Source organism: Nocardia arizonensis (assembly GCF_001310275.1).
Taxonomy (GTDB): domain Bacteria; phylum Actinomycetota; class Actinomycetes; order Mycobacteriales; family Mycobacteriaceae; genus Nocardia; species Nocardia arizonensis.
Genome location: NZ_LGYZ01000027.1, coordinates 105,769 through 127,809, shown reverse-complemented (window position 1 = coordinate 127,809; position 22,041 = coordinate 105,769). Strand labels below are relative to the sequence as shown.

Here is a 22,041-nt window from a genome sequence, read left to right as displayed (position 1 = left end):
ACCAGTTCGCCGAGCGTTCTCGGGCGGCCGGGCTGTCGATTCGGATACCGCTGTCTATGGTGGTGGACGAATCGGAGAGAGGGCAGTCATGGAGTTGGTCAAGGGTGCGAACGCACCGATCACGGCACGCGAGGTCCGGGTGGCGGTGGCCGCGGCGACACCCGTCGATATCGCCGCGCTGCTGCTGACCGTCGCCGGGAAGGTTCGTTCCGACAGCGACTTCGTCTTCTACAACCAACCCGTCGCGCCCGGTGTGGAAGTGCGGCCGCCGGACGCCATCGGCATCGTCCCGGAGGCGGTGCCCGCCGATATCGACAAGATCGTGGTCACCGCGAGCCTCGACGGATCGGGTCCGGCCGACTGGGGGCAGGCCGGTCCGCTGCGCATCACGGCGACCGACGGCGCGACCGGCGCCGTCCTCGCCACCTTCGCCCCGACCGGACTCGGCACGGAGACCGCGCTCATCGCCTGCGAACTGTATCGGCGCCAGGGCGCATGGAAGATCCGCGCGGTCGGCCAGGGGTACGCCAACGGATTGGCGGGCATCGCGACCGATTTCGGGATCACCGTCGACGACGAACCCGACACGGCGCCACCGACTCCGCCCGCGCCGGTGGTGTCCCAGCCCGCCGCCGCCGAATTCGGTCCGAAGGAGCAGGCCGCCCCGCCGCGCTTCGGACAGCCGACGATCAGTCTGGACAAGGGCCGGGTCTCGCTGCGCAAGAACGAGACCGTCTCGCTCACCAAGCAGGGCGCCCCGCCGCTGACTCGGGTCCGCATGGGGCTCGGGTGGGATCCGGCCGATCACGGCCGCAATGTCGACCTCGACGCCTCGGTCATCGCCTACGACGGCCAGGGCAAGAAACTGGTCAATGTCTGGTTCATGAAACGGGAGGCATTCGACGGCGTCATCCGCCACTCCGGCGACAACCTCACCGGGCACGGCGAGGGCGACGACGAGGTGATCACCGTCGACCTCACCGCGCTCCCGCCGGAGGTCTACGCGCTCGTCTTCACCGTGAATTCGTTCGCCGGGCACAAATTCGACCAGGTCGGCCGCGCGCACTGCCGCTTGGTGGACGACCACACGGGCGAGGAACTCGTCCGGTTCGAACTGTCCAAGGGCGAGTCGACCACCGGTGTGTTCATGTGCATGCTCGCCCGCGGGCACCACGGCTGGAATATGACGGCGCTGGGCGAATATTCGAAGGGTGCGACCGTGCGCAAGATGGTCGATCCCGGAAAGCGATTCGTGCTGTCGACGGTGCAGTGACGGGCTGCCGCATATGCCGACCCGGGACAGGTGGCTATCGCGTGGCGTTCTGCGGTATCGGGCGGGTTCGAGTGTGACCGACCACGAGTCTGCGTAGTCCGGCGGTCTGATCGGAATAGGCGCGAATCGCGATGACCGCGACGAATTCGCGATCGCCCGCGCGCCGGTGCAGATGACGCCAGTGGTGGGCGAAGTACCAGCCGGCGCCCGCCGCACCCCGCGGACCGAGTCCAACGCAGTGGAACCAGTAGCGATCCGGATGCAGGAAGGGACTCGGCCGCAGCCGGGTGATGGCGCCGATGTGGTGTCGGCCGCCGGAATCGAAATGCGTGCCGTCGCGCAATTCCAAGTGGTCGAGACCGTCCGCCGGATCGTTGGCCCGGACCGCGAACAGCGGGTGTTCGATAACGTGCAGACAGCGTTGAACGCCGTATAGTCCGAATCCGACGTGCGCTCGGTCGCCGCGGGCGGCGGCCTCGCGGTCGGCGCAGAATTCGGTTCGAATGCCGGTGTGCCGTTGGAGCAGGGCGGAGACGTACAGCAGTCCGCGCATATCGCCCTCCGGAACCACGGGGATATCGGATTGCGACGGGTACACCAGTGTCACGCCGCGGGTGACCATATCGCCGCCGAGAAAGGTCTCGAGCTCCCCGTCCACCGGCGGATTCGGTTCGGGCGCCGGGTGGCCCGCCGGTGCGGACTCCACCATCTGGAACAGCCCCTCCACCGTCCAGCCCGGGAACATCCGCCGCAGCACCCGGCGGTGACAGTCACGCGGCAGACCGACCATTCGGCCCGACAACCACTGGTAGTACTGCGCTTTCGCCGGCCCGTATCCGGGCGGCACGGGCGGGTCGAGTTGTCCCGCGCACCGATCGTAGGCAGCCAGGAAATTGCCGTACGTATCCAGATTCCGTTCGGCCAGTAGAGCTTTCAATACCGTCGGCACCGAATCCCCCTTTACGCCCGGCCGACTGCCGTTCCGTCCGGACCGGCGGCAAGCCACCGGCCCGGGAGTATCCGATCTCAGCTGTAGGTGTAGGCCGCGCTCGTCCCCGCGCCGCCGGAACCCGTGACACTCACCTGCACAGTCCCCGTCCCCGGCGGTGCGATGGCCGTGATCTGGGTAGCCGAATCGATCACGAACGATGTCGCGGTGTCGCCGAATCGCACGGTGAGCGGACCGGTGAAGTCGGTGCCTGTGATCGTGACGGTCGTGCCACCCGCCTCGGGCCCGGAGGCCGGGGCGACGGCGGTGACATTCGGGACCACCACGTACACATACGGAACCGCGTTGCTGACTCCGCCCGGTGCGGTGACGGTGATAGTAACGATACCCGTTCCGGCAGGCGCCACGGCGGTGATCTGGGTATCGGAGTCGACAATGAACGAGGTCGCCGCCGTCGTCCCGAACTGGACCGCGGTGACATCGCTCAGGCCCGAACCCGTGAGCACGACGGAAGTTCCACCCACGGTCGGGCCTTGGTTCGGTGTGGCGCTCTCGAGTGCAGGAACCGCGAGGTAGGTGTAGGCGACACCATCGCTGACCCCCTCCTCGGTCGTGACGGTCACCTGAACGTCGCCGACCTCGCCGCCCGGTGCGATTGCGGTGATCTGCGTCGCCGAGTCGAGGGTGAAAGTGGTTGCGGTGGCGCCGAAGCGAACCGTCGTGAAGCCGGTGAAACCGGTACCCGTGATGGTGACACTCGTGCCGCCGGTGGCCGGACCCGATGTCGGCGCCAGTGAGGTGATGGTGGGCAAGGCGATGCCTCCTGAATAGGATGACGATGGGTTCCCCGAACCGGGGCGGTAGAGCGTTCGAGCGGCCCCGGTACTTCCATTAACGGCCGCGAACGACGGCCGGTGCAATGCATCCTCGATCCGGTTATGTCCGTTTTCGGATTCGCGTCACGGGGAGCCGGGCGTCCGGTTTTTCCAGGTACGTCAACAGCGTCGGCCGTTGCCGCAGTGACGGTTTCACGCACGCGCGGTAGGCAGCGGGCCACGCCGGACGTTCGCCCGGCCGCGCGGGGAGGCAGTCAGCGTCGGCGTGCGAGGAGTTCCGCGGCGCCGCGGCACAATTCGGTGACGACCTCACCGGCCGGCGATACGGCGGTGAGCCGACCGACGCCCTGTCCGGCATCGATCGGCGCGGTGCGGAAATCGTTCGCCGCGGCCGCGGCGGCCAACTCTTGTCGTGCGGTCGGGTCGTCGCGCAGACCCTCCTCGTTGCCCACCCAGCGGGCCGTGAAGTCGTTGCGCAGGACCCGGGAGGGGAATCGGGTCGGCCACGGCAGGCCCATCGCCACGTCGAATGCCGTGGTGAGGACCGTTTCGGTGCCGTCGGCGGCGATCATGGCCGCTCGGGCGGAATCGGGCAGCAGGGATTCGGCGCACGCGGCCAGGCAGGTTCCCAGCCAGGCGCCGCTCGCACCGGCCGCGAGAACCGCGGCCAGCCCCGACGGGGCGCCGATTCCGCCCGCGGCGAGAACCGGTATCGACACCGCGTCCAGGACCGCCTCGAGCAGCGGCAGCGTCGACAGACCCGCGACGCCGTGACCGCCGCCCTCGGTGCCGCGCGCCACCACGAGGTCGATGCCCGCCCCTTCGGCTCGGCGCGCCTCGTCGGCGGAGTAGATCTGGGTGACCGCGCGGATTCCGGCGTCGTGGACCCGGGCCACCCAGGCGAAGTCGCTGCCGAAGCCGACGGCGACGAGAGTCGGCGACGCGGCGATGGCGACCTCGAGAAGTTCCGGCTCGCGCGCCATCACCTCGACCATGCCGATACCGAACGGTCCCGATCCCGCCGCGACGTAACGGAGTTCGCGGCGCAGCGCCGCCGCCGACCCAGCGCTGCCCATACCGATCATGCCGAGTCCGCCCGCCGCGGTGACCGCGGCGGCGAGCCGCCCGCCCGCCACACCGCCCATCGGCGCGTTCACCACAGGTAGTCGCAGACCCCATTCCCGGGACCACGCGGTGATCGGCGCCCCATTCCCACCCTGCTCGCTCGTTGACATGTCTCCATGACACCAGAACGTTCGGCCCGCATCACACCGCGCGCAACCGCGCCCTGGCCGATCGGCGCGGACCGGCTCGTCTGCCCCGCCCGGTGCGTCGGTTACCGGTGCGCGGACAGGCCGAGGGCGTGTTCGGCGAGATAGTTGAGCGCGAACTCGTTGCTGACCGGGCCCGAGCGCGACAATCGGGCGTCGAGATAGTGGTCGAGCCAACCGTTTCGCTCGTCCCAGGCGTCCGCGCCGAAGACCTGCACGGCGTGATCGGCGGCGTCGAAGGCGAGGTCGGCGGCGAGCACCTTGGCGGCGTTGGCGTCGGCGGCCACGTCGGTGTCGGCGGCGCCCGCGTCCAGTCGGGCCGCGGCGCGATGGACCAGCAATCGGGTCGCGGCGAGTCGGGCGGTGAGTCGGGCCAGCGGGTGCGAGACGGCTTGGTGGACGCCGATCGGCACACCGCCCGCGACGACGCGCTCCTTGGCACGGACGACGGCACTTCGCACGGCGTAGTCGGCGGACCCGACACAGAGCGCGGCGGTGAGGACGCGCTCGACATCGGTGAACGGCCACAGGGCGAACAGGCCGCCGCCCTCGCGGCCGACGAGCGCGTCCTCGGGGACAGCGACATCATCGAGTTCGAGTTGGAACTGCCGCACCCCTTCCCGGAACCGCATGGGAATCTCGGTCACCGTGACACCGGGAGCGCGCGGGTCGACGAGCAGCGTCGTGTATCCGTTGGCCCGGTCGCCCTCGAATGCCCTGCCGAACACGAGCACCCGTTCGACCACGTCCAAGCCGGAGGTCACCCGCTTGAGCCCGCGAACCACGAAACCGCCCTCCACACGACGGATTTCGGTGCGTGCGGCGAAGAGGTTGTGACCGGAATCGGGTTCGGTGGCCGCCATGCCGAGGTGGATCTTCCCGGCAGCGACCAGCGGCAGCCAGGTCGCACGGGCGGAATCCGGCCCCACGACCGCGATGGCGTGCGCGATGGCGGTCGACAGGACCGGCATCCACAGCACGATGCCCTGCTCGGCGAATGCCGCGAGCACAACCGCGGCGGCGAGCAGTCCGCCGTCCTCGGTGGAGCCGGGAGTGTATGCGCACCAACCGTTCTCACGGAACACCCGCCACAGCTGTGGATGCATCTCGCTGTGCTCGATGAGGTGGCGACGGATCTCGTGCGCGCGGGGGGCGAATTCGGCCGCGACGCGGGACGCCTCGTCCCGGATCGCGCGGTGTGCTGCCGACAGGTCGAATAGGGATTCCGCGGGCGGGGCGAGGGACATTGGCACTCCTGCGTGACTCGGCGAACTACCTCGGCGAGCAGAGTAACACTCCGGAGCAATGCTCGGTAGGTTACCGCCGGATGTCGTCCAACGGCGTGGTCGCCTCCGCTTCGCCGATCACCGCCCCGCCCGCATCGAGCAGTTCGACGCGAATGCGACCGGCGACCGGTCGCGGCGTCCGCCGCGAGGGCGGCGACGGCTCGCCGGAGATGCCCGCCACGGCGGCGGCCGCGAGATCGTCGAGGAAGGCCAGCGCCGATCCGGGCAGCTGGCCGGCCAACCACTGCTGCGCGATGGCATGCGCCGGGCCGGTGACCACCGCCACCAGCACCGGCATGGGCAGATCACGCGCCGCGCCGCGCTCGACGAACGGCGTCAACCATGCTCGATAGGCGGCGCCGACCTCGGCGTTCATCGCCCGTAACCGGTCGCCGGATTCGGTGGCCCAGTCGAGTCTGCCCCGCGAGTACACGAATCGCGCCCGAACCGGATTCGCCTCCACCCACGACAGCTGCTGTCGGATCACCCCCGCGACAGCCTCGCCGAGCGTGGTCGGGCGCTGCGCGAGCACGCGCAGGTATCCCTGCTGGACCGAGGCGATCGAGTCCACGTAGAGCGCGCCCGCGATCGCCTCCTTGGTGGGGAAGTGATGGAACAGCGCGCCATTGGACACCTCGCTGCGTTCACGAATGCGCGCGATCGTGGTCCGCTCGTAGCCGTCTTCGGCGAAGCAGTCCAGTGCCGCCGCCAGAACTCGTTCCCGAACGCCCATACCGCGACAGAGTAGTACTCCGAATCAGCGCGTTGTCGTCACGCGCGGCGGATCGAGAAGGATCGACGGGACCGCGGCCGGGAGCAGCGGCAGGCGCACACGCGGCGTGGATATCCGTCCCAGCGCGTGCAATGCCGCCTTGATGACGGTCGGATTCGGTTCGGCCATGAGCGCGCGGGCGGGGCCGACGAGCCGGTTCCCCAGCGATCGGGCGGCCTCCCGTGATCCGCCGCGCCACAACCGATGGAGTTCGACGAACTCTCGCGGATAGACATTGGCGGTGGCGAGAATCGCGCCGGGCGCGCCCATCGCCAACAGTGGACTCACGAGCGTGTCCTCACCGGCGAGAATCGCGAACGACGGTTCCGCCTCGGCGAACAACAGCGCGGTATCGGTGTCGACCGCGCCGACGGCCTGCTTGATGCCGACCACGCGAGGATGCCGCGAGAGTCGCGCGATCGCCTCCCATCCCAGCGTTCGGCCGGTGCGATAGGGCACGTTGTAGAGGATCAGCGGCAGCGGACTGCGATCGGCGACATACTCGAAGTGCGCAACGACACCCGCCTCGGTCGGGCGGACGTAGTACGGGACCACGGTGAGCACGGCGGCGATATCGTCGCGCTCGGCGAGTTCGGTCACGGTACGCACCGTGCCCGCCGTGTCGTTGCCGCCCGCCCCGACGATCAGCGGCACATCGCGTTCGCGACACACCGCGGCGCAGATCCGCACCACGTCACGACGTTCGTCGGCGGTCAGCGTGGACGCCTCGGCGGTGGTGCCGAGTGCGACGATTCCGGCCGCGCCCGCGTCGATCACCTCGTGGGCGAGGCGGGTCAGATCGGCGGCCGCGAGGTCGCCGTCGGCGGCGAAAGGGGTGACGAGGGGGACGAGAATTCCGTACGGCTGGAAGGTCATGCGCCCCAGTGTCATCGGCCACATTACCGAGATCCAGTTACCATTCCTGACGTTATTCGTAAGCTGGACCGATGCTCGACCTCCGCAAACTTCGACTGCTGCGGGAACTGGCCCACCGGGGAACCATCGCGGCGGTCGCCGAAGCGCTCTCCTACACCCCCTCGGCGGTGTCCCAGCAACTGACCGCCCTCGAACGGGAGGCGGGCCGTCCATTGCTGACGCGCACCGGTCGCCGCGTCGCGCTGACCCCCGCAGGCGCGTTGCTCGTCGAGCACACCGAGACGGTCCTCGCCGACCTGGAACGCGCCGAAGCCGCACTCGCCGCGACCGATCCCGAACCGACCGGCTCGGTCCGGCTGGGAGCCTTCCCCACCGCGCTGGCGACGATCGTGTTGCCCGCGATGCGCGCGATCGGCGCGGCCGGACATCCGGTCGAGGTCACGGTCACCGAGGTCGACCCCGCCGACGTCGCGGACCTGCTGCGCGGTGGCGAGCTGGATATGGCGCTGGTGCACGAGTACGACAACGTCCCCACCGCGCTCGGGTCGGGCATCGAACTCGAACCGCTGCTGGACGAGATCGTCTACCTGGCGGCCCCCGAGGCACGGGAGCCGGGCGAGGCCATTCGCGCTCACGCCGAAAGTCGTTGGATCGTCGGCAATCCCGGCACCCTGTGCCACACCATGACCGTGCGCAGTTGCCAGGCCCAGGGATTCGAACCGCGGGTCGCGCACCGCGTCGACGATTTCCCCACGGTCCTGCAACTGGTCGCCGCGGGCGCCGGCGTCGCCCTGATTCCGCAACTCGCGGTGGCCGAAGTCCCGGACGGGGTGATCCTCACCCCGCTGCCCATCGGTCGACGCACCAGGATCGCCTACCGGCGCGGCAGTCGAACCCGGCCGACCTTCGCCATCGTGCGCATCGAACTGCGCCGCGCCGCAGGCCGTTTCGATACCGACCCCTCGCCTCGACGCCCACCGATCCCACCGCGCGTCTCGTGAGCGCCGGGCAGGACGACGAGCACAACGGCACCTACCGGCTCGGCGCCTCGGGTGGCGCGCTTTGTCGGTGGCCGCGCTGACGAGAGTATCGCCGTCCCGCTGCGTTCACCGACCACGAGCTGACATCCGCGCGGTGAACACGCGTATGCCTCGAGCGGCACGACGCCGCAGGCCGCCCACCCGGCCGGACAGAGCGGTAGGCCCCGGCCGGCTCGGGACTGCTCGCACCGGCGGGAGTGGACCGTGACGCCCGCGGCCGAGGGCCTGCCCGCGCGACGTCGGCGGGGTCCGGTCCATCGCCGCGCATTAACATCGGGAAATGCGCGATCGGACACCGCGGGATGCGGGCTCACCGGACACCGTCCGGGATTGGGCCGAGAGCGGCGTGGTCGCGGTGACCGGCTACGCGGACGGTCCGCCGGTGGTTCCTCCCGGTGTCGCCGCGACCCGAGCGCGCGAATTGGCGAGGTGGGTGTCGGCCGCCGCAGGATCGATCGAGATCGATGGGGCGCGGTTGCTGGCCGAACGCGCGGCGCTGACGAAGCACGGACGGCGCGGAACCGTTTCCGTCGGTGGGGGATGCCGCCTGCTGCCCACCGCGGACGGGTGGGCCGCGGTGTCGTGTGTTCGGCCCGATGATCCGCTGTTGCTGGGGGCTTTGATCGGCCAAGATATCGAGTCCGATGATCCGTGGCCTCCGATCGCCGGGTGGCTCGGCGCGCACAGCGGTGCCGAACTCGCCGAACGAGCCGAACTGCTCGGTATCGCGGCGAGACCCGTCGATGACGGGCCGTGCTCGAACCCTGTGAACCCCATCGCGCCGCGTTCGGTCGAAGGATTCTTGGTCGTCGACTTCAGCGCCCTGTGGGCGGGACCGCTCTGCGCGCATCTGCTCGGGCGCGCCGGGGCGCGAATCGTCAAGGTGGAGACCCCGAATCGCCCGGACGGCGCCCGGCGCGGCAATCCCGAGTTCTACGATCTGCTGCATCACGGGCACGAATCCGTGGTGCTCGATCCGTCGGAACCCGGTGGCAGGCGAGCGCTCGGCCGTCTGGTCGAGGCCGCCGATATCGTCATCGAGGCGTCGCGGCCCAGGGCGCTGGCCGGTTTCGGACTCGACGCGCACGCGACGGTCGCGCGCGGTGCGACCTGGGTGTCGATCACGGCGGCGGGCCGGAAGTCCGATCGCGTCGGATTCGGCGACGACATCGCCGCGGGCGCGGGACTCGTCGCCGCGGGCGTGCGCGGTGCGCCGGTCTTCGTGGGCGATGCCATCGCCGACCCGCTCGCCGGCCTCACCGCGGCCGCCCTGGCCATGTCGACACCTCCGTCCGTGGGCGGCGTGCTCTTGGACGTCTCCATGTCCGACGTGGTGGCGGCGACGCTCGGCGACGCACCGGTCGCGGTGCCGCGCCGTGACGGCGATACCTGGATCGTCGATTGCGCCACCGGATCGGTCCCGATCGCCGAACCCACCGCCCGGACACCGGGCGGCACCGCCGCACCCGCGGGCGCGGACACCGCGCGCGTCCTCGCCTCGCTCGGCATACCGGCGCCGTGACCGTCCTGCTGATCCGCGACGCGGAAGTGAACGGGCGACCCGGCATCGATATCCGACTGCGCGACGGTCTGGTCGAGCAGGTCGGTCCCGGCCTGCCGACGGCGGGTGCGGAGGTGCTCGCGGCGCACGGTGGTGCGGTCGTTCCCGGTCTCCATGATCACCACCTGCATCTGCACGCCTCGGCGGCCGACGCGGCTTCGGTTCGTTGCGGGCCGCCTGCGGTCCGGGACCGAGCGGCCCTCGCCGCGGCTCTCGCGACCGCGCCGGCCGACGAATCCGGCTGGGTGCGCGGCGTCGGATATATCGAGACCGTCGCGGGCGACCTCGACGCCACCGCTCTGGACGCGCTGCACGCCGGCCGCCCGGTCCGCATCCAACATCGCAGCGGCGCACTGTGGATGCTGAACTCCGCCGCCCTCGCCGCCGCGGCGCTGTCCGAGGCCACCCACTCCGGACTCGAACGCGACGCCGGGGGAAACCCCACCGGCCGCATCTGGCGCGCCGACACCTGGCTGCGCACCCGACTCCCCCGCACCGCTCCCCCCGACCTGCGCGCCCTCGGACGCACACTCACCCGCTACGGCATCACCGGCGTCACCGATGCCACCCCTGACCTTTCCCCGCGGTCACGATCGGCACTCGTCGCCGCGGCGGACGACGGCATCATCCCCCAGCGTCTGCACCTGCTCGGCGTCCCGTTGGACAGCGCCGCCCCGGACTCCGACCGGGTCACCGTCGGTCCCTACAAGATCGTCATCGCCGATTCGGCCCTCCCCGATCTCGACCACCTGGTACAGCGAATCCAGCACGCTCACCAGCGAAACCGGGCGGTAGCCGTGCACTGCGTCACCCGTGCGGCACTGCTGCTGTTCCTCGCCGCTCTCGACGTCACCGGCGCCCGGCCCGGCGACCGCGTCGAGCACGGCGCACTCATCCCACCCGACGTCGACGACGACATTCGCCGCCACCGACTGTCCGTCGTGACCCAACCGGGTTTCCTCGCCGACCGCGGCGACGACTACCTCCGTGACATCGCCCCCGACGACCTGCCTGATCTCTACCGGTGTCGCTCACTCCTCGACGCCCGCATCCCCCTCGCACTTTCCAGCGACGCGCCCTACGGTCCCCTCGACCCGTGGGCCGTCATCGCCGCCGCCGCCACCCGGATCACCCCGGAGGGCACGGCCCTCAACCCGGCCGAATCCCTGACCCCGCGCCAGGCGCTCGACGCCTACCTGGCACCCGCGCACGCCCCCGGAGGCGCACCCCGCATCGTCCGCCCCGGAGTACCGGCCGATCTCGTCGTCCTCCACACGCCCTCGGCGCTGGCGCTACGACGACCTTCCGCCGATCACGTGCGCTACACGATCATCGACGGAATACCGTTTCCGGCATGAGGTCAGCTGTCTCGGCCGGTCACCGGGACGAGCAGGACGGGGCGATCCGGGTGATGGGTCAGCGTGGTCGACACCGATTCGCCGACCAGTCGCCGCATGAGCGCCGAGGCTCCGCCGCGGGACGCGCCGATGACGATCATGAGCGCGTCGTTCGCGTGCGCCAAATCCTTCAGAACTCGCACCGGATCGCCCGGGCCCGAGTAGTAGGTCCAGTTGCCCGGAGAGTCGGCCAGTGCCGCGCAGGCGGACTCGCGTCGGGAGTCGGCGGCGTCGGCGAGTCGCCGGTCCCAGTCGTGGTCGTCGGGGTCGATGGGGGCGTCCTCGAGGTCGATGACGTGCACGACGTGCAGGTAGGCGTGCAGGCGGTCGGCCAGGTCGATGGCGTGAGCGAGAACCGCGTGCCCCGAGGGATGCCGGTCCACACCGACGACCAGATGACAGACGGCCCTCACGGGACCGGCGGGACCGTCCACCCGCCGCAGCCCCGAGGCGGAACCAATGCCGTCACCCATCGCCTGCCTCCTACCGACCTCGACCGTTCGCGCCGTGTCGAATCCCCCGCTAACCGCCCATCACCGACGATATACCCGGTCCGCGTGAACGAGCCCGCACATCGGCGGGCGCTCGCACGGTCGACCTCGCGGCGGAACTCGGCGCGGCTGCTAGGGTCGCAGTCGTGCTGTCCGGCTGCGCGAGGTCGCTCTGGCGTCCACTGTTGCTGGTCGCCTTGGCGGTGGCCGTGCTCGGCATGCATCACACCCCGTCGTCGGCGCCCGAGTCCCCGGCGCCCGCCCATCGAACCGTAGCGGCGGGGACGCAAGAGGGCTGCTGTGCGCCCGGACCGATGGTGACCGCGGGTGCCCCCGACCACCGCGCACCAACCGGCGGGCACATGGGCGGTCACGATCTGCTGCATCTGTGCCTGGCGATCCTGGCCGCGATCGCGGGAATCGGCCTGGTGCTGTTCGCGGTGGCCGGACCGCCGCCGACGGCGGATCCCGACGCGGGAACGAACCTGCGACGGAGCGGGTTCGCGCGCGCTCCGCCGCTTCCGACGGCTCGCCGCCTGGCTGTTCTGTGTGTGTTGCGGCAGTGATGGACGCCCGCCGGACCCGGTGCCCCGGGTCGCGGCGCGGTTCGGTCCTGCTTTCCACGTCAGACTTCAGGAGCATTCATGTCTCGCACAACCTTCGTTCCGGCCGCGATGGCCGCACTCGCCGCGGTCGCCCTCGTATCCGGCTGCGGCGACAACGATTCCGACGGCGCCGCCGCGTCCACCTCGGCCGCGTCGGCGACACCCGGCGGCGCGGCGGCCGCGGTCCACAACGACGCCGATGTCACCTTCGCCCGGGAGATGATCCCGCACCACGAGCAGGCGGTCGCCATGGCGGCCATGGTCCCGTCGCGTTCCACCGATCCGCGGGTGCTGGAACTGGCGGCACAGATCCAGGCCGCCCAGGATCCCGAGATCGCCACCATGACCGGCTGGCTCCGGGCATGGGGGACGCCGGCGTCGGCCACCACCGTCCCAGGCGACCACGGCGGCATGAACCACGGCGGACCTTCCATGCCGATGTCGTCCGGGGCCATGCCCGGGATGATGACCGACGAACAGATGACGCAGATGCGAGCCGCCTCCGGTGCGGACTTCGACCGCCTGTGGCTGACCTCGATGATCGCGCACCACCGAGGCGCGGTCGAGATGGCCCGCACCGAACTCGCCGCGGGCGCCGACCCCGACGCCAAGGCATTGGCCCAGCGGATCATCGACGCCCAGCAGGCCGAGATCACCCGAATGCAAGCCCTGCTCCAGGGCTGATCGGCCCGACGGTTGCCCTGTTCCGGCTCGGGCAGGGCAACCGCCCGACGGAGATTCGGAATGCGCCTCACCGCGCCGTCACGTCGAGCGGCCCGTGCGCGATGGCGCGCAATTCGGCGACTTCGGCACGCAGAGACCTGATCTCGGTGACCAGTTCGCCGATCTCCCGATCGGCGGTCTCGACATTCGCCTCGACCGACCGCAGCTGGTCCATGACCCAGCTCGTGGTGGTGCCGATCGCGAAACTGATCAGGCCGATGCCGAAGGTCATGAGGACGAGCGAGATGAGCCTGCCCTCGGTGGTCACCGGATACACGTCGCCGTAGCCGACCGTGGTGACCGAGACCATCGACCACCACAACGCGTCACCGAAATTGTGGATCTTGCTGTCGGGCGCGCCGTATTCGACGTCGAAGAACGCGAGGCTGCACAGCAGCAGCACCAGCACCGAACTGACGCCGACGAAGACCGCCAGACGGGCGCGAGTGGCCGTGTTCCGGTTCAGCGTGCCGATCACGAGCATGGCCGCGCGCAGCAACCGCAGCGGGCGGAACGGCGGCAGCACGACGATCAGCAGGTCGACCGGGTGGGTGCGCAGGAATCGCCAACGGTTGTCCGCCAGTGCCAGCCGCACCGCGAAATCCAGGGCGAACGCCACCCAGATCACCACGTCGACCCGCGTGAGCCAGGACTCCAGCTGCGGCGAGGCACCGGTGTCGAGCACCTGTAAGGCGTAGACGCCGAGAAAGATGACGGCCAGCACCATGAGCGGGATACCGGTCACCCGTTCCCAGGACTGTCTGCGGCTCGATTCGGATTGGGTTTCGGACATCGGACTACCTGTGTCGTTCGGCCGCGGCGGCACCGCGGGTCGGTCGCTGACGCTACCGAACGTCAACCGTGCGCGCGCACCGGATCCGGCAACCGCCGGTCCCACAGCAAATCGACAGCGGCCCACGCGGGGACGCGAACCGGGCGAGTCTCAGCGGGCGGAGCGTATCCGGCGCGTGCGCCGGACCTCGCTCGGTGCGATCCCCCACCAGCGGCGGGCCGCGCGCGAGAAAGAGGGCTGCTCCACGAATCCGACGATTCCCGCGATATGACCGAGCGGCAGGTCGGTACCGAGCAGCAATCGCAGGGCGGATTCGCGCCGGGTGTCGTCGAGGAGTTGACCGAAGGTGACCCCCGCCTCGTTCAGGTGCCGTTGCAGTGATCGCGGATGCATCATGAGCAAGCGCGAGATGCCAACCAGCTCGACGGTTCCCGTGCCGAGAGATTCGCGGATGGCGGTGCGGGTGCGGGAGACGATATCGCCACCGCGATTCGCGGACTGCTCGGCGAGGAAGGCGATGGCGAGCTGGCGGATCGTGTCGTCGACGCCCGCGAGTTCGCGATCGGGCAGTTCGGCGGGCAGCCGCAGCACCGCGGCGCGCCGAGGCTGGCGAGTGCGCACGGGCGCGCCGAAGAAGGCGGCGTAGTCGCGCGCCGACACCGGTGATTCGTAGGGCAAGTGCATACCGCGCAGTCCGTAGGGGCCGTTGTCGAGATAGGTGATGACGCGGTGGATGAAACCGATGCCGAGATCGACGGCCTGGACCGGGCCCGCTTCGGTGGCCGGTCCGTAGTAGAGACCGATCACTCCCGGCCGGTGCTGCGGATCGTCGCCGAAACTCAGGGTGAGGAACCGCCCGTGCACGAACAGGTAGCGCGACAGGCACTCGAGCGCGTCACCCATGGTCGGCGAATTCGTGATCGCCACCGCGAGCGTGCCGAGCACCGACACCGATTGCCGCGCCGCGATGCGCAATCCGAGATTCGGGCAGCGCAGTCGCTCCGAGGCGACCTCGAGCAGGGCGGCCGCGGCCAGACCCGGCAGCAGGTCGTCGTCGGTGTCGAGGGATTCCGGCGCCAGGCCGACCGACAGCGCCAAATCGTCCGCGTCGCCGCCGAGTTCGGCGACGACCGTCCTGAAGCCGCGCAGACAGGCGGACCGAATATGACTCACCCCGATATTGTCGCGCACGGATAAATATTGGTCGCGTTCGGACAACAACGACGATCGGCCAACCGGCACACTCCGACACGACCGTCCCGTACCGCGCCGCCATGAACGAAGGATTCGCCCATGACCCTGCCGCCCGCACTGCGTGTTCCGCTCGCGATCCCGGTGGTCGCCTCACCGCTGTTCATCGTCTCCGGTCCCGAACTCGTCGCCGCGCAGTGCCGGGCGGGCGTCATCGGATCCTTCCCGGCGCTCAATGCCCGACCCGCCACGGCCGTACAGGATTGGCTCGCCCAGCTCACCGAGGAACTCGCCGACCACACCGCCGCGAATCCACACGCCCCCGCCGCGCCGTTCGCGGTCAACCAGATCGTGCACAAGTCGAACGACCGGCTCGAGGCCGATCTCCAGGCGTGCGTGGACTACCGGGTTCCGATCGTGATCACCTCCCTCGGCGCGCGGCCCGAGGTCAACGAGGCGGTGCATTCCTACGGCGGCATCGTGCTGCACGATGTGGTCAGCGACGAGTACGCGCACAAGGCGATCGACAAGGGCGCCGACGGACTCATCGCGGTCGCGGCGGGTGCGGGCGGACACGCGGGCACCATCTCCCCGTTCGCGCTCATCCGGGAGATCCGCGAATGGTTCGACGGTCCGCTGCTGCTGTCGGGTGCGCTGTCGCACGGCGCGTCGATTCTGGCCGCCCAGGTCGCGGGCGCGGATCTGGCATATGTCGGGTCGGCGTTCATGGCGACCCACGAGGCGAACGCGGCCGCGGAGTACAAGCAGATGCTCGTCGACAGCAACGCAGCCGATATCGTCTACTCCAATCTGTTCACCGGCGTGCACGGCAACTACCTGCGCGGCAGTATCACCGCGGCGGGCTTGGACCCGGACGCGCTGCCCGTCTCCGATCCCTCCACGATGAACTTCGGTTCCGGCGGCAACACCGCGGCGAAGGCGTGGCGTGATATCTGGGGTTCGGGTCAGGGCGTCGGCGCGATCAAGGAGGTCGCGTTCGTGGCCGATGTCGTGGCGCGGATGCGCGGCGAGTACGAGGCCGCCCTCGGCGCACAGGTGTGGGACGGGCGCTCGGGGCGCCGGATCACCACCGCGCCACTGGGATAGCCGCGCTCGGAACCGAGCGATAGTCGCCACCGGTCGCCGGTCCACATCACGCCGAACGGAAAAGCGGTGACCTTCATCACAATTCGCTATCATTCAGGAGTTATAGCTATGTGATCTGGTTCAGATATTCGAGCCGGATCGCTAGATTGGCTCACGCAATCGACAGTAATCGCGACGCACACGAGTGGAGATGTGACGGCATTGTCGGCCGGAATGTTGGCAGTGGGAACGTATCGTCCCGAACGAATCGTTCCGAATTCCGAACTCGCGCCCGCACTCGGCGTGGACGAAGAATGGATCACCACGCGCACCGGAATTACCGAACGCAGATTCGCGAGCAGTCGTGAAACGGTGATTTCGATGGCGACCGAGGCGGCGCGGGCGGCATTGACGGTCGCGGATATGTCGCCGCGCCAGGTCGACGTCGTCATGCTGGCGACGTCGACCCATCTCAATCAGACCCCGGCCGCCGCGCCGGTCATCGCCTCGGCCCTGGGATGTGAACAGCCCGCCGCCTTCGACATCTCGGCGGGCTGCTCCGGCTACGCGCACGGGATCGGCCAGGCCGCGGCGCTGGTCAATGCGGGCCAATCGGACACGATCCTGGTGATCGGCGCCGAAAAACTCAGCAATGTCATCGATCTCGGGGAACGCTCGGTCGCTCCGATCTTCGGCGACGGTGCGGGTGCGGCGCTGATCACCCGCACCGACTCCGGGCACATCCGGCGCACCGTATGGGGCAGCCTCGGCGAGCAATCGCATCTGATCCGCCAGCAGCCCACCTGGGAACAGCAACGCGCCGACCCCGCCAACACCGCGACGCCCTATCTCACGATGGAGGGCACCGAGGTATTCCGTTGGGCTACCGGCGCGGTCCCCGGAATCGTCACCGAAATCGCCGCCGCGGGCGGTGTGACGCTCGGCGATATCGAAGTCTTCATACCGCATCAGGCCAATTTGCGAATCATCGACGGTGTAGCGCGGAAATTGGGCTGGCACGACGAATCCGTGGTGATCGCCGACGACATCCGGCGGGTCGGAAATACATCCGCGGCCGCCCTGCCGCTCGCCATCGACGATCTCGTCTCCTCCGGCCGCGCCAAACCCGGACAACTCGCATTGCAGGTTTCCTTCGGCGCCGGATTGTCGTACGCGGGACAGGTCTTCGATCTCCCACAGACGAGTTGAGCGACCGGCCGGCGTTTCCGCGCCCGGATGGTTGGTCGGTTTGTGATCGGGCACATAGGCTCCATTTCCGAATACCGCGAAATGGAGGATCGATGTCGGGCGAGAGTACAGCACCCGGTCGGCGTAAAGATGCGACCGCTACCAGAGCGGCACTGCTCACCGCGGCCCGAACCCTGTTCTCCGAACGCGGATACGAGGGCACCACCGTTCGCGCCATCGCGGCGAAGGCCGGCGTCAACCAGGCACTGTTGTTCCGCTACTTCGGCACGAAGGACGATCTGTTCCGCGCCGCGCTCACCGACCGGGGTTGGCAGGTACTCGCCGACGGCGCCGAGGACACGCTGCTCGCCCGGCTCCTCGCCTCCGTACTCGACCCGACCGCCGTTGCCACCCAAGGCAATTGGCTGGTCACCGCATTGCGTTCGGCCAACCACGAGGACGGGGCGCTGCTGATCCAGCGCGAACTGGGCGACGAGTACGTGCGCGCGCTGTCCGCGCTCACCGACGCACCCGACGGCGACCTGCGCGCCGACCTGCTGCTGGCATGGCTGCTCGGGATCGCTCTGGCGCGCTCGGTGCACCGCCGCGATCCCCTGGCACATGCCGATCCGGCGACGGTTGCCGGTCTTGTGCTGAGCAGCGCTCGCGTGCTGCTGGAGAAGGTCGACGTCAACTTCCCACCCGGATAACACATTTCGCCTGTTGACTGGTTCGGCATTCCCGCTTACCGTGATTTTGTAAGCAGATGCTTACATCATCGCCACCGCGAGCCGTAGCGACCGCCGCCCCAGAACGGGAGTGCGAATGACCGTCAATTCCGAGGTGCGTCAGTATCCTTTCGGCGCACCCGTCCGCCTCGACATCGACCCCATGCTCGCCGCGCTGCGCAGGGAGGAGCCCGTCTCCCGGGTGCGGCTCCCCTACGGCGGCGAAGGCTGGCTGGTCACCCGATACGAAGACGTCAGAACGGTTTTGGGCGACCGGCGCTTCAGCCGGTCCGAAGCCACCGAACGCGAGGACGTTCCGCGCGCCACCCCCGAACCCGCCCGCCGCAACGGGCTACTCGGCATGGACCCGCCCGAACACACCAGGCTGCGCAAACTCGTCGTCAGGGCGTTCACCGGCCGCCGCGTCCAGCAGTTGCGCCCCCGTGTCGACTACATCGTGCGAACCTGCCTCACCGAGATGCGGGTCAAGGGCGCGCCGGCCGATCTGGTCGCGTCGTTCGCGCTGCCCATCCCGGTCACGGTCATCTGCGACATGCTCGGCATACCGGCCGCCGATCAGCACCGATTCCGCGATTTCTCCGACATCACACTGTCCACGACCGCCTACAGCCGCGACGAGATCGCCGCCGCGCGAAGCGGTCTGGAGGACTACCTGGCCGAACTCGTCGCCCACCGGCGCGCCGACCCCACCGACGATCTGCTCGGCGCACTGGTCCTTGCCCGCGACGACGGCGATCGGCTCAGCGAGGAAGAGCTGGTCAATCTCGGTATCGGCCTGCTCATCGCGGGCCACGAGACCACCGCGAACCAGATCGCCAACTTCGTCTACCTCCTGCTCACCCGGCCGGCGCTGTGGCAGCGGCTCACCGATGACCCCGACGCCATCCCCGCCGCCGTGGAGGAGCTGCTGCGCTTCACCCAGCTCGGCGCGGGCAGCTCCTTCGCCCGAATCGCCACCGAGGACGTGGAATTGAGCGGAGTCCTGGTGCGCGCGGGCGAAGCGGTGCTGGTCAACACCCAATCGGCCAACCGCGACGAATCCGTGTTCCCCGACGCCGACCGGCTCGTACTCGAGCGAGACTTCAACCCCCACATGGCCTTCGGCCACGGCGCTCACCACTGTCTCGGCGCGCAACTGGCCCGCGTCGAATTACAGGTCGCCCTCGCCGGACTGGTCGACACCTTCCCGACCCTGCGTCTCGCCGTCCCGCTCGAGGACATCCCCTGGAAGACGGGCCTGTTGGTCCGCGGCCCACGGGAACTGCTCGTCGATTGGTGAGGCATTCGAGCGATGCCCGTCGGCGCGGCGGACCTCACCCCCCGTCGATCTGATCCGCGCTGTTGAGCAAGTGGGCGGCGATCCGGCAGGCATCGGCGCCGGTGAGTTCGGTCGCGATCGAGCGCACGACGAGTTCGAGGCAGACCTCGCGGCTGTCCTGTTCATCGATCGCGGTCACGCGCACCGAGACCATCACGCCGCCCGCACGCGACTCCGAGGGCAGCACGGCCATGAACGGCCCGCGATGCTCGACGATGGTGTCGAAACCGTCGCCGGGCGACGCGGTGTGGCCGAGGCACCAGACCGGGCAGGTCCCTTCCGCGGGCGCGAGCCGCAGATCGGCCCCGCGCAGCAGGATAGCGGCGACGTCGCGGGCGTCGGCGGGACTCAGTTCGACGGCCATGCCACAGGGGTCGACCAGGCCGATCAGACCGCGCCGCCTGCCGTCACGGTCGTGCGCGGCGACCTGGATGCGCACTTGGCGCGGCAGGTCGGGTTCCCGGGTGTCGTCGAGGATCAGCATCAGCTCCGGGCCGTAGTGCGCGCCACCGTCACCGGGGTCGCCCGGTACCGGATCTCTATGGTCCACACACCACGATGGACAGGAAAACACCACGGCCACAACGACTCCCCACAAGTCACCCGACAGCGGGTCTCCCCTGGCCAGACCCGCCCCGACACTGTAGCGCCGATTCGCCGCACCGACCGACGCGACGCACCGTACGCGCGTCACCCGGCCGAGATATAGAAACACTCTGTCGCTATCATGCTGACATGATGTTTCCAACCTTGTGCGCGAGGCGGCACACATGTTTCTAGCCATTCGCGAACTGCGCTTCGCCTGGGTGCGATTCACCCTGGTAGGGGCGGTTATCTCACTGATCGCGGTACTCATGGTCATGCTGTCGGGCTTCTCCGAAGGATTGGTCCGCGACGGTATCTCCGGACTGCGACAACTGCCGGTCACCTCTTTCGCCTTCGCGGCCGGCGTGCCCACCGATTCCGCGTTCTCCCGCAGCGTCGTCGACCAGGACGCGGTCGCGACATGGGCCGCCCGACCCGGTGTCGACCACGCCGCGCCCTTCGGCAACACGCTCGTCAACGCCCGCAGTGATGGCGGCGTCGAAATCGATCTCGCGCTGTTCGGCGTGCAACCCGATTCGTTCCTCGCCCCACCGGTCGCGGCCGGAGACCGGTTGGGCGCACCCGACGGCATCGTCGTCAGTGACACGGCGATCGACGCCGGGCTGCGGATCGGCGACACCGTGACCGTCGACCGGGTGGGTACGCGGCTGAAGGTGGTCGGCTCCCTGTCAGGACAGCACACCTACGGTCACGTGGACGTCGCGTACGCGCCGCTACCCGTCTGGCAGGAGATCAGGGCCGGCGTCAAGCCGGGTGATCCCGTACCCCAACACGTCCACCGCGAGATCACCGCGGTCGCCGTGGCGGGCGGTGACGGCGTCGATCTCGCGGCGGGAGACCGCGCCGCGGGCACGAGGAGTCTCTCGCTGTCGGAGTCGTTCGCCGCGTCTCCCGGCTACAGCGCCGAGACACTGACGCTGAGCATGATCCGCATGTTCCTGTACGCCATCTCCGCTCTGGTCGTGGGAGCGTTCTTCACGGTGTGGACCATCCAGCGGCGACACGAACTCGCCGTGCTGCGCGCGATGGGAGCGCCCACGAGCTACCTGCTGCGCGACGGGCTCACCCAGGCGCTGATCATCCTCGTGCTCGCGGTGCTCGCGGGCGTCGGCATCGGCGTCGGCCTCGGCAGCCTGATGGGCGCGGCGGTCCCGTTCTCGATGACCGTCTCCGCGATCGGGTCGGCGGCCGCGCTGCTCGTCGTCCTCGGCGCGGCGGGCGCGGCCGCCGCGATCATACGGATCGCCTCGGTCGATCCCCTCATCGCACTGGGAGGCAGCCGATGACCACCACCGCCCGAATCGAAGACACGAACTCGGCCGACGTCACGGCCGGACTGGTGATGGACGAGGTCAGCTTGCGGTTCGGCGACGGCGAGGACACGATGCTTGCGCTGGATCGCGTCAGCCTCACGGTCGCACCCGGGGAATTCGCCGCGGTGATCGGCCCGTCGGGCTCGGGCAAATCGACATTGCTGGCCGTGGCGGGCGCGCTGACGCGCCCGGATTCCGGGACGGTCACCGTCGCCGGGCACGATATGACCGTTTCGAGTAGCCGCGTGCGCGCCGCGCTTCGTCACGACCTGGTCGGCTTCGTGTTCCAGTCCGGCAATCTCGTCCCGGCCCTGACCGCCGTCGATCAGCTCCGACTGCCGACGAAGTTCGGGAAGCGCCCCCCGGCGCGCGACCCGCTCGCGCTGCTGCGTGAGGTCGGTCTGGCGGAGAAGGCGAACCGCCGACCGCACCAGCTCTCCGGCGGCGAGCGGCAGCGGGTGGGCATCGCTCGGGCCCTGATGACCGCGCCGACACTGCTCCTGGTGGACGAGCCGACCGCGGCACTGGACCGGGCGCGCAGCCGGGAGGTCGTCGAACTGCTCGCCGAGCAGACCCGTACCCATCGCGCGGCGACCGTCATGGTCACCCACGACCACGAGTCGCTCGGCCACTGCGACACGGTGTACGAGATGATCGACGGGAAACTGGCACGAGTCGACTGACGGGAACACGTGCCGCCGTGTCGTGAGAGGAGAA

22 protein-coding genes are annotated in these 22,041 nt (G+C 69.4%); 12 read left to right on the top strand and 10 right to left on the bottom strand.

What is annotated here, in order from left to right; genetic code table 11:
- Window positions 1–88: 88 nt before the first annotated feature.
- Window positions 89–1,273, top strand: coding sequence for a TerD family protein (locus APZ21_RS04595; protein ID WP_054811936.1), 1,185 nt, complete (start codon window positions 89–91; stop codon window positions 1,271–1,273).
- A 34-nt stretch (window positions 1,274–1,307) separates the two neighbouring features.
- On the opposite strand, the gene APZ21_RS04590 is transcribed toward APZ21_RS04595, so the two are convergent.
- From APZ21_RS04590 to dapA, 6 genes are all read right to left on the bottom strand, one after another.
- Window positions 1,308–2,222: a hypothetical protein gene (locus tag APZ21_RS04590; protein ID WP_063125066.1), complete on the bottom strand. Its 915-nt coding sequence runs from the start codon at window positions 2,220–2,222 to the stop codon at window positions 1,308–1,310.
- A gap of 77 nt (window positions 2,223–2,299) precedes the next feature.
- Window positions 2,300–3,034 (bottom strand): IPT/TIG domain-containing protein, encoded by a 735-nt coding sequence (locus tag APZ21_RS04585; protein ID WP_054811934.1) that lies wholly within the window; start codon window positions 3,032–3,034, stop codon window positions 2,300–2,302.
- 278 nt (window positions 3,035–3,312) lie between these two features.
- Window positions 3,313–4,293 (bottom strand): NAD(P)H-dependent flavin oxidoreductase, encoded by a 981-nt coding sequence (locus APZ21_RS04580; RefSeq protein WP_054811933.1) that lies wholly within the window; start codon window positions 4,291–4,293, stop codon window positions 3,313–3,315.
- 101 nt (window positions 4,294–4,394) lie between these two features.
- The gene (locus tag APZ21_RS04575; protein WP_054811932.1) at window positions 4,395–5,576 is read right to left on the bottom strand and encodes an acyl-CoA dehydrogenase family protein; all 1,182 of its coding nucleotides are present in this window, start codon (window positions 5,574–5,576) and stop codon (window positions 4,395–4,397) included.
- Window positions 5,577–5,646: 70 nt separating this feature from the next.
- On the bottom strand, window positions 5,647–6,348 hold the full coding sequence (locus APZ21_RS04570) for a TetR/AcrR family transcriptional regulator (RefSeq protein WP_054811931.1): 702 nt from the start codon (window positions 6,346–6,348) through the stop codon (window positions 5,647–5,649).
- A 24-nt stretch (window positions 6,349–6,372) separates the two neighbouring features.
- Window positions 6,373–7,263: a 4-hydroxy-tetrahydrodipicolinate synthase gene (gene dapA / locus APZ21_RS04565; RefSeq protein WP_054812041.1), complete on the bottom strand. Its 891-nt coding sequence runs from the start codon at window positions 7,261–7,263 to the stop codon at window positions 6,373–6,375.
- 71 nt (window positions 7,264–7,334) lie between these two features.
- Here dapA and APZ21_RS04560 point away from each other — a divergent pair, with 71 nt between their 5' ends.
- From APZ21_RS04560 to APZ21_RS04550, 3 genes are all read left to right on the top strand, one after another.
- On the top strand, window positions 7,335–8,264 hold the full coding sequence (locus APZ21_RS04560; RefSeq protein ID WP_054811930.1) for a LysR family transcriptional regulator: 930 nt from the start codon (window positions 7,335–7,337) through the stop codon (window positions 8,262–8,264).
- 319 nt (window positions 8,265–8,583) lie between these two features.
- Complete coding sequence (locus tag APZ21_RS04555; RefSeq protein ID WP_054811929.1) at window positions 8,584–9,825, top strand: CoA transferase; 1,242 nt, start codon at window positions 8,584–8,586, stop codon at window positions 9,823–9,825.
- Window positions 9,822–11,222 carry an amidohydrolase family protein gene (locus tag APZ21_RS04550; protein ID WP_054812040.1) on the top strand — a complete coding sequence of 467 codons (1,401 nt, stop codon included), beginning with the start codon at window positions 9,822–9,824 and terminating at the stop codon, window positions 11,220–11,222. The genes APZ21_RS04555 and APZ21_RS04550 overlap by 4 nt, the downstream gene beginning before the upstream one ends.
- A gap of 2 nt (window positions 11,223–11,224) precedes the next feature.
- Here APZ21_RS04550 and APZ21_RS04545 read toward each other — a convergent pair whose 3' ends face one another.
- On the bottom strand, window positions 11,225–11,734 hold the full coding sequence (locus APZ21_RS04545; RefSeq protein WP_054811928.1) for a universal stress protein: 510 nt from the start codon (window positions 11,732–11,734) through the stop codon (window positions 11,225–11,227).
- A gap of 164 nt (window positions 11,735–11,898) precedes the next feature.
- On the opposite strand from APZ21_RS04545, the gene APZ21_RS04540 reads away from it, so the two are divergent.
- A complete protein-coding gene (locus APZ21_RS04540; RefSeq protein WP_054811927.1) occupies window positions 11,899–12,318 on the top strand; it encodes a hypothetical protein in 420 nt (139 codons plus the stop codon).
- 78 nt (window positions 12,319–12,396) lie between these two features.
- Window positions 12,397–13,041 (top strand): DUF305 domain-containing protein, encoded by a 645-nt coding sequence (locus APZ21_RS04535; protein ID WP_054811926.1) that lies wholly within the window; start codon window positions 12,397–12,399, stop codon window positions 13,039–13,041.
- A gap of 67 nt (window positions 13,042–13,108) precedes the next feature.
- Here the strand turns inward: APZ21_RS04535 and APZ21_RS04530 are convergent, their stop codons facing one another.
- Both APZ21_RS04530 and APZ21_RS04525 read right to left on the bottom strand, forming a co-directional pair.
- A complete protein-coding gene (locus tag APZ21_RS04530) occupies window positions 13,109–13,873 on the bottom strand; it encodes a potassium channel family protein (protein WP_054812039.1) in 765 nt (254 codons plus the stop codon).
- 150 nt (window positions 13,874–14,023) lie between these two features.
- Window positions 14,024–15,046, bottom strand: a complete 1,023-nt coding sequence (locus tag APZ21_RS04525; protein ID WP_054812038.1) for an AraC family transcriptional regulator — start codon at window positions 15,044–15,046, stop codon at window positions 14,024–14,026.
- Between the two features lie 120 nt (window positions 15,047–15,166).
- Between APZ21_RS04525 and APZ21_RS04520 the strand changes: the two genes are divergently transcribed.
- From APZ21_RS04520 to APZ21_RS04505, 4 genes are all read left to right on the top strand, one after another.
- Window positions 15,167–16,171 carry an NAD(P)H-dependent flavin oxidoreductase gene (locus tag APZ21_RS04520; protein ID WP_063125067.1) on the top strand — a complete coding sequence of 335 codons (1,005 nt, stop codon included), beginning with the start codon at window positions 15,167–15,169 and terminating at the stop codon, window positions 16,169–16,171.
- Window positions 16,172–16,384: 213 nt separating this feature from the next.
- Window positions 16,385–17,359, top strand: coding sequence for a beta-ketoacyl-ACP synthase 3 (locus APZ21_RS04515; RefSeq protein ID WP_054812037.1), 975 nt, complete (start codon window positions 16,385–16,387; stop codon window positions 17,357–17,359).
- 92 nt (window positions 17,360–17,451) lie between these two features.
- Window positions 17,452–18,048, top strand: a complete 597-nt coding sequence (locus APZ21_RS04510; protein ID WP_054811925.1) for a TetR/AcrR family transcriptional regulator — start codon at window positions 17,452–17,454, stop codon at window positions 18,046–18,048.
- A gap of 115 nt (window positions 18,049–18,163) precedes the next feature.
- Window positions 18,164–19,366, top strand: a complete 1,203-nt coding sequence (locus APZ21_RS04505) for a cytochrome P450 (RefSeq protein WP_054811924.1) — start codon at window positions 18,164–18,166, stop codon at window positions 19,364–19,366.
- Window positions 19,367–19,400: 34 nt separating this feature from the next.
- Here APZ21_RS04505 and APZ21_RS04500 read toward each other — a convergent pair whose 3' ends face one another.
- Window positions 19,401–20,177: a DUF6907 domain-containing protein gene (locus APZ21_RS04500; RefSeq protein ID WP_420845270.1), complete on the bottom strand. Its 777-nt coding sequence runs from the start codon at window positions 20,175–20,177 to the stop codon at window positions 19,401–19,403.
- Here APZ21_RS04500 and APZ21_RS04495 point away from each other — a divergent pair.
- Entirely contained in the window at window positions 20,176–21,297 is a 1,122-nt protein-coding gene (locus APZ21_RS04495) for an ABC transporter permease (RefSeq protein WP_054812036.1), read from the top strand. The genes APZ21_RS04500 and APZ21_RS04495 overlap by 2 nt on opposite strands.
- On the top strand, window positions 21,294–22,007 hold the full coding sequence (locus tag APZ21_RS04490) for an ABC transporter ATP-binding protein (RefSeq protein ID WP_054811922.1): 714 nt from the start codon (window positions 21,294–21,296) through the stop codon (window positions 22,005–22,007). The genes APZ21_RS04495 and APZ21_RS04490 overlap by 4 nt, the downstream gene beginning before the upstream one ends.
- Window positions 22,008–22,041 lie beyond the last annotated feature (34 nt).

Bases quoted from the DNA above. Each gene is read 5' to 3' on its own strand.
- APZ21_RS04595 (WP_054811936.1), top strand. From the start codon at position 89: ATGGAGTTGGTCAAGGGTGCGAACGCACCGATCACGGCACGCGAGGTC.
- APZ21_RS04580 (WP_054811933.1), bottom strand. From the start codon at position 4,293: ATGTCAACGAGCGAGCAGGGTGGGAATGGGGCGCCGATCACCGCGTGG.
- APZ21_RS04575 (WP_054811932.1), bottom strand. From the start codon at position 5,576: ATGTCCCTCGCCCCGCCCGCGGAATCCCTATTCGACCTGTCGGCAGCA.
- APZ21_RS04570 (WP_054811931.1), bottom strand. From the start codon at position 6,348: ATGGGCGTTCGGGAACGAGTTCTGGCGGCGGCACTGGACTGCTTCGCC.
- dapA (WP_054812041.1), bottom strand. From the start codon at position 7,263: ATGACCTTCCAGCCGTACGGAATTCTCGTCCCCCTCGTCACCCCTTTC.
- APZ21_RS04560 (WP_054811930.1), top strand. From the start codon at position 7,335: ATGCTCGACCTCCGCAAACTTCGACTGCTGCGGGAACTGGCCCACCGG.
- APZ21_RS04555 (WP_054811929.1), top strand. From the start codon at position 8,584: ATGCGCGATCGGACACCGCGGGATGCGGGCTCACCGGACACCGTCCGG.
- APZ21_RS04545 (WP_054811928.1), bottom strand. From the start codon at position 11,734: ATGGGTGACGGCATTGGTTCCGCCTCGGGGCTGCGGCGGGTGGACGGT.
- APZ21_RS04535 (WP_054811926.1), top strand. From the start codon at position 12,397: ATGTCTCGCACAACCTTCGTTCCGGCCGCGATGGCCGCACTCGCCGCG.
- APZ21_RS04530 (WP_054812039.1), bottom strand. From the start codon at position 13,873: ATGTCCGAAACCCAATCCGAATCGAGCCGCAGACAGTCCTGGGAACGG.
- APZ21_RS04520 (WP_063125067.1), top strand. From the start codon at position 15,167: ATGACCCTGCCGCCCGCACTGCGTGTTCCGCTCGCGATCCCGGTGGTC.
- APZ21_RS04515 (WP_054812037.1), top strand. From the start codon at position 16,385: ATGTTGGCAGTGGGAACGTATCGTCCCGAACGAATCGTTCCGAATTCC.
- APZ21_RS04510 (WP_054811925.1), top strand. From the start codon at position 17,452: ATGTCGGGCGAGAGTACAGCACCCGGTCGGCGTAAAGATGCGACCGCT.
- APZ21_RS04505 (WP_054811924.1), top strand. From the start codon at position 18,164: ATGACCGTCAATTCCGAGGTGCGTCAGTATCCTTTCGGCGCACCCGTC.
- APZ21_RS04495 (WP_054812036.1), top strand. From the start codon at position 20,176: ATGTTTCTAGCCATTCGCGAACTGCGCTTCGCCTGGGTGCGATTCACC.
- APZ21_RS04500 (WP_420845270.1), bottom strand. From the start codon at position 20,177: ATGTGTGCCGCCTCGCGCACAAGGTTGGAAACATCATGTCAGCATGAT.
- APZ21_RS04490 (WP_054811922.1), top strand. From the start codon at position 21,294: ATGACCACCACCGCCCGAATCGAAGACACGAACTCGGCCGACGTCACG.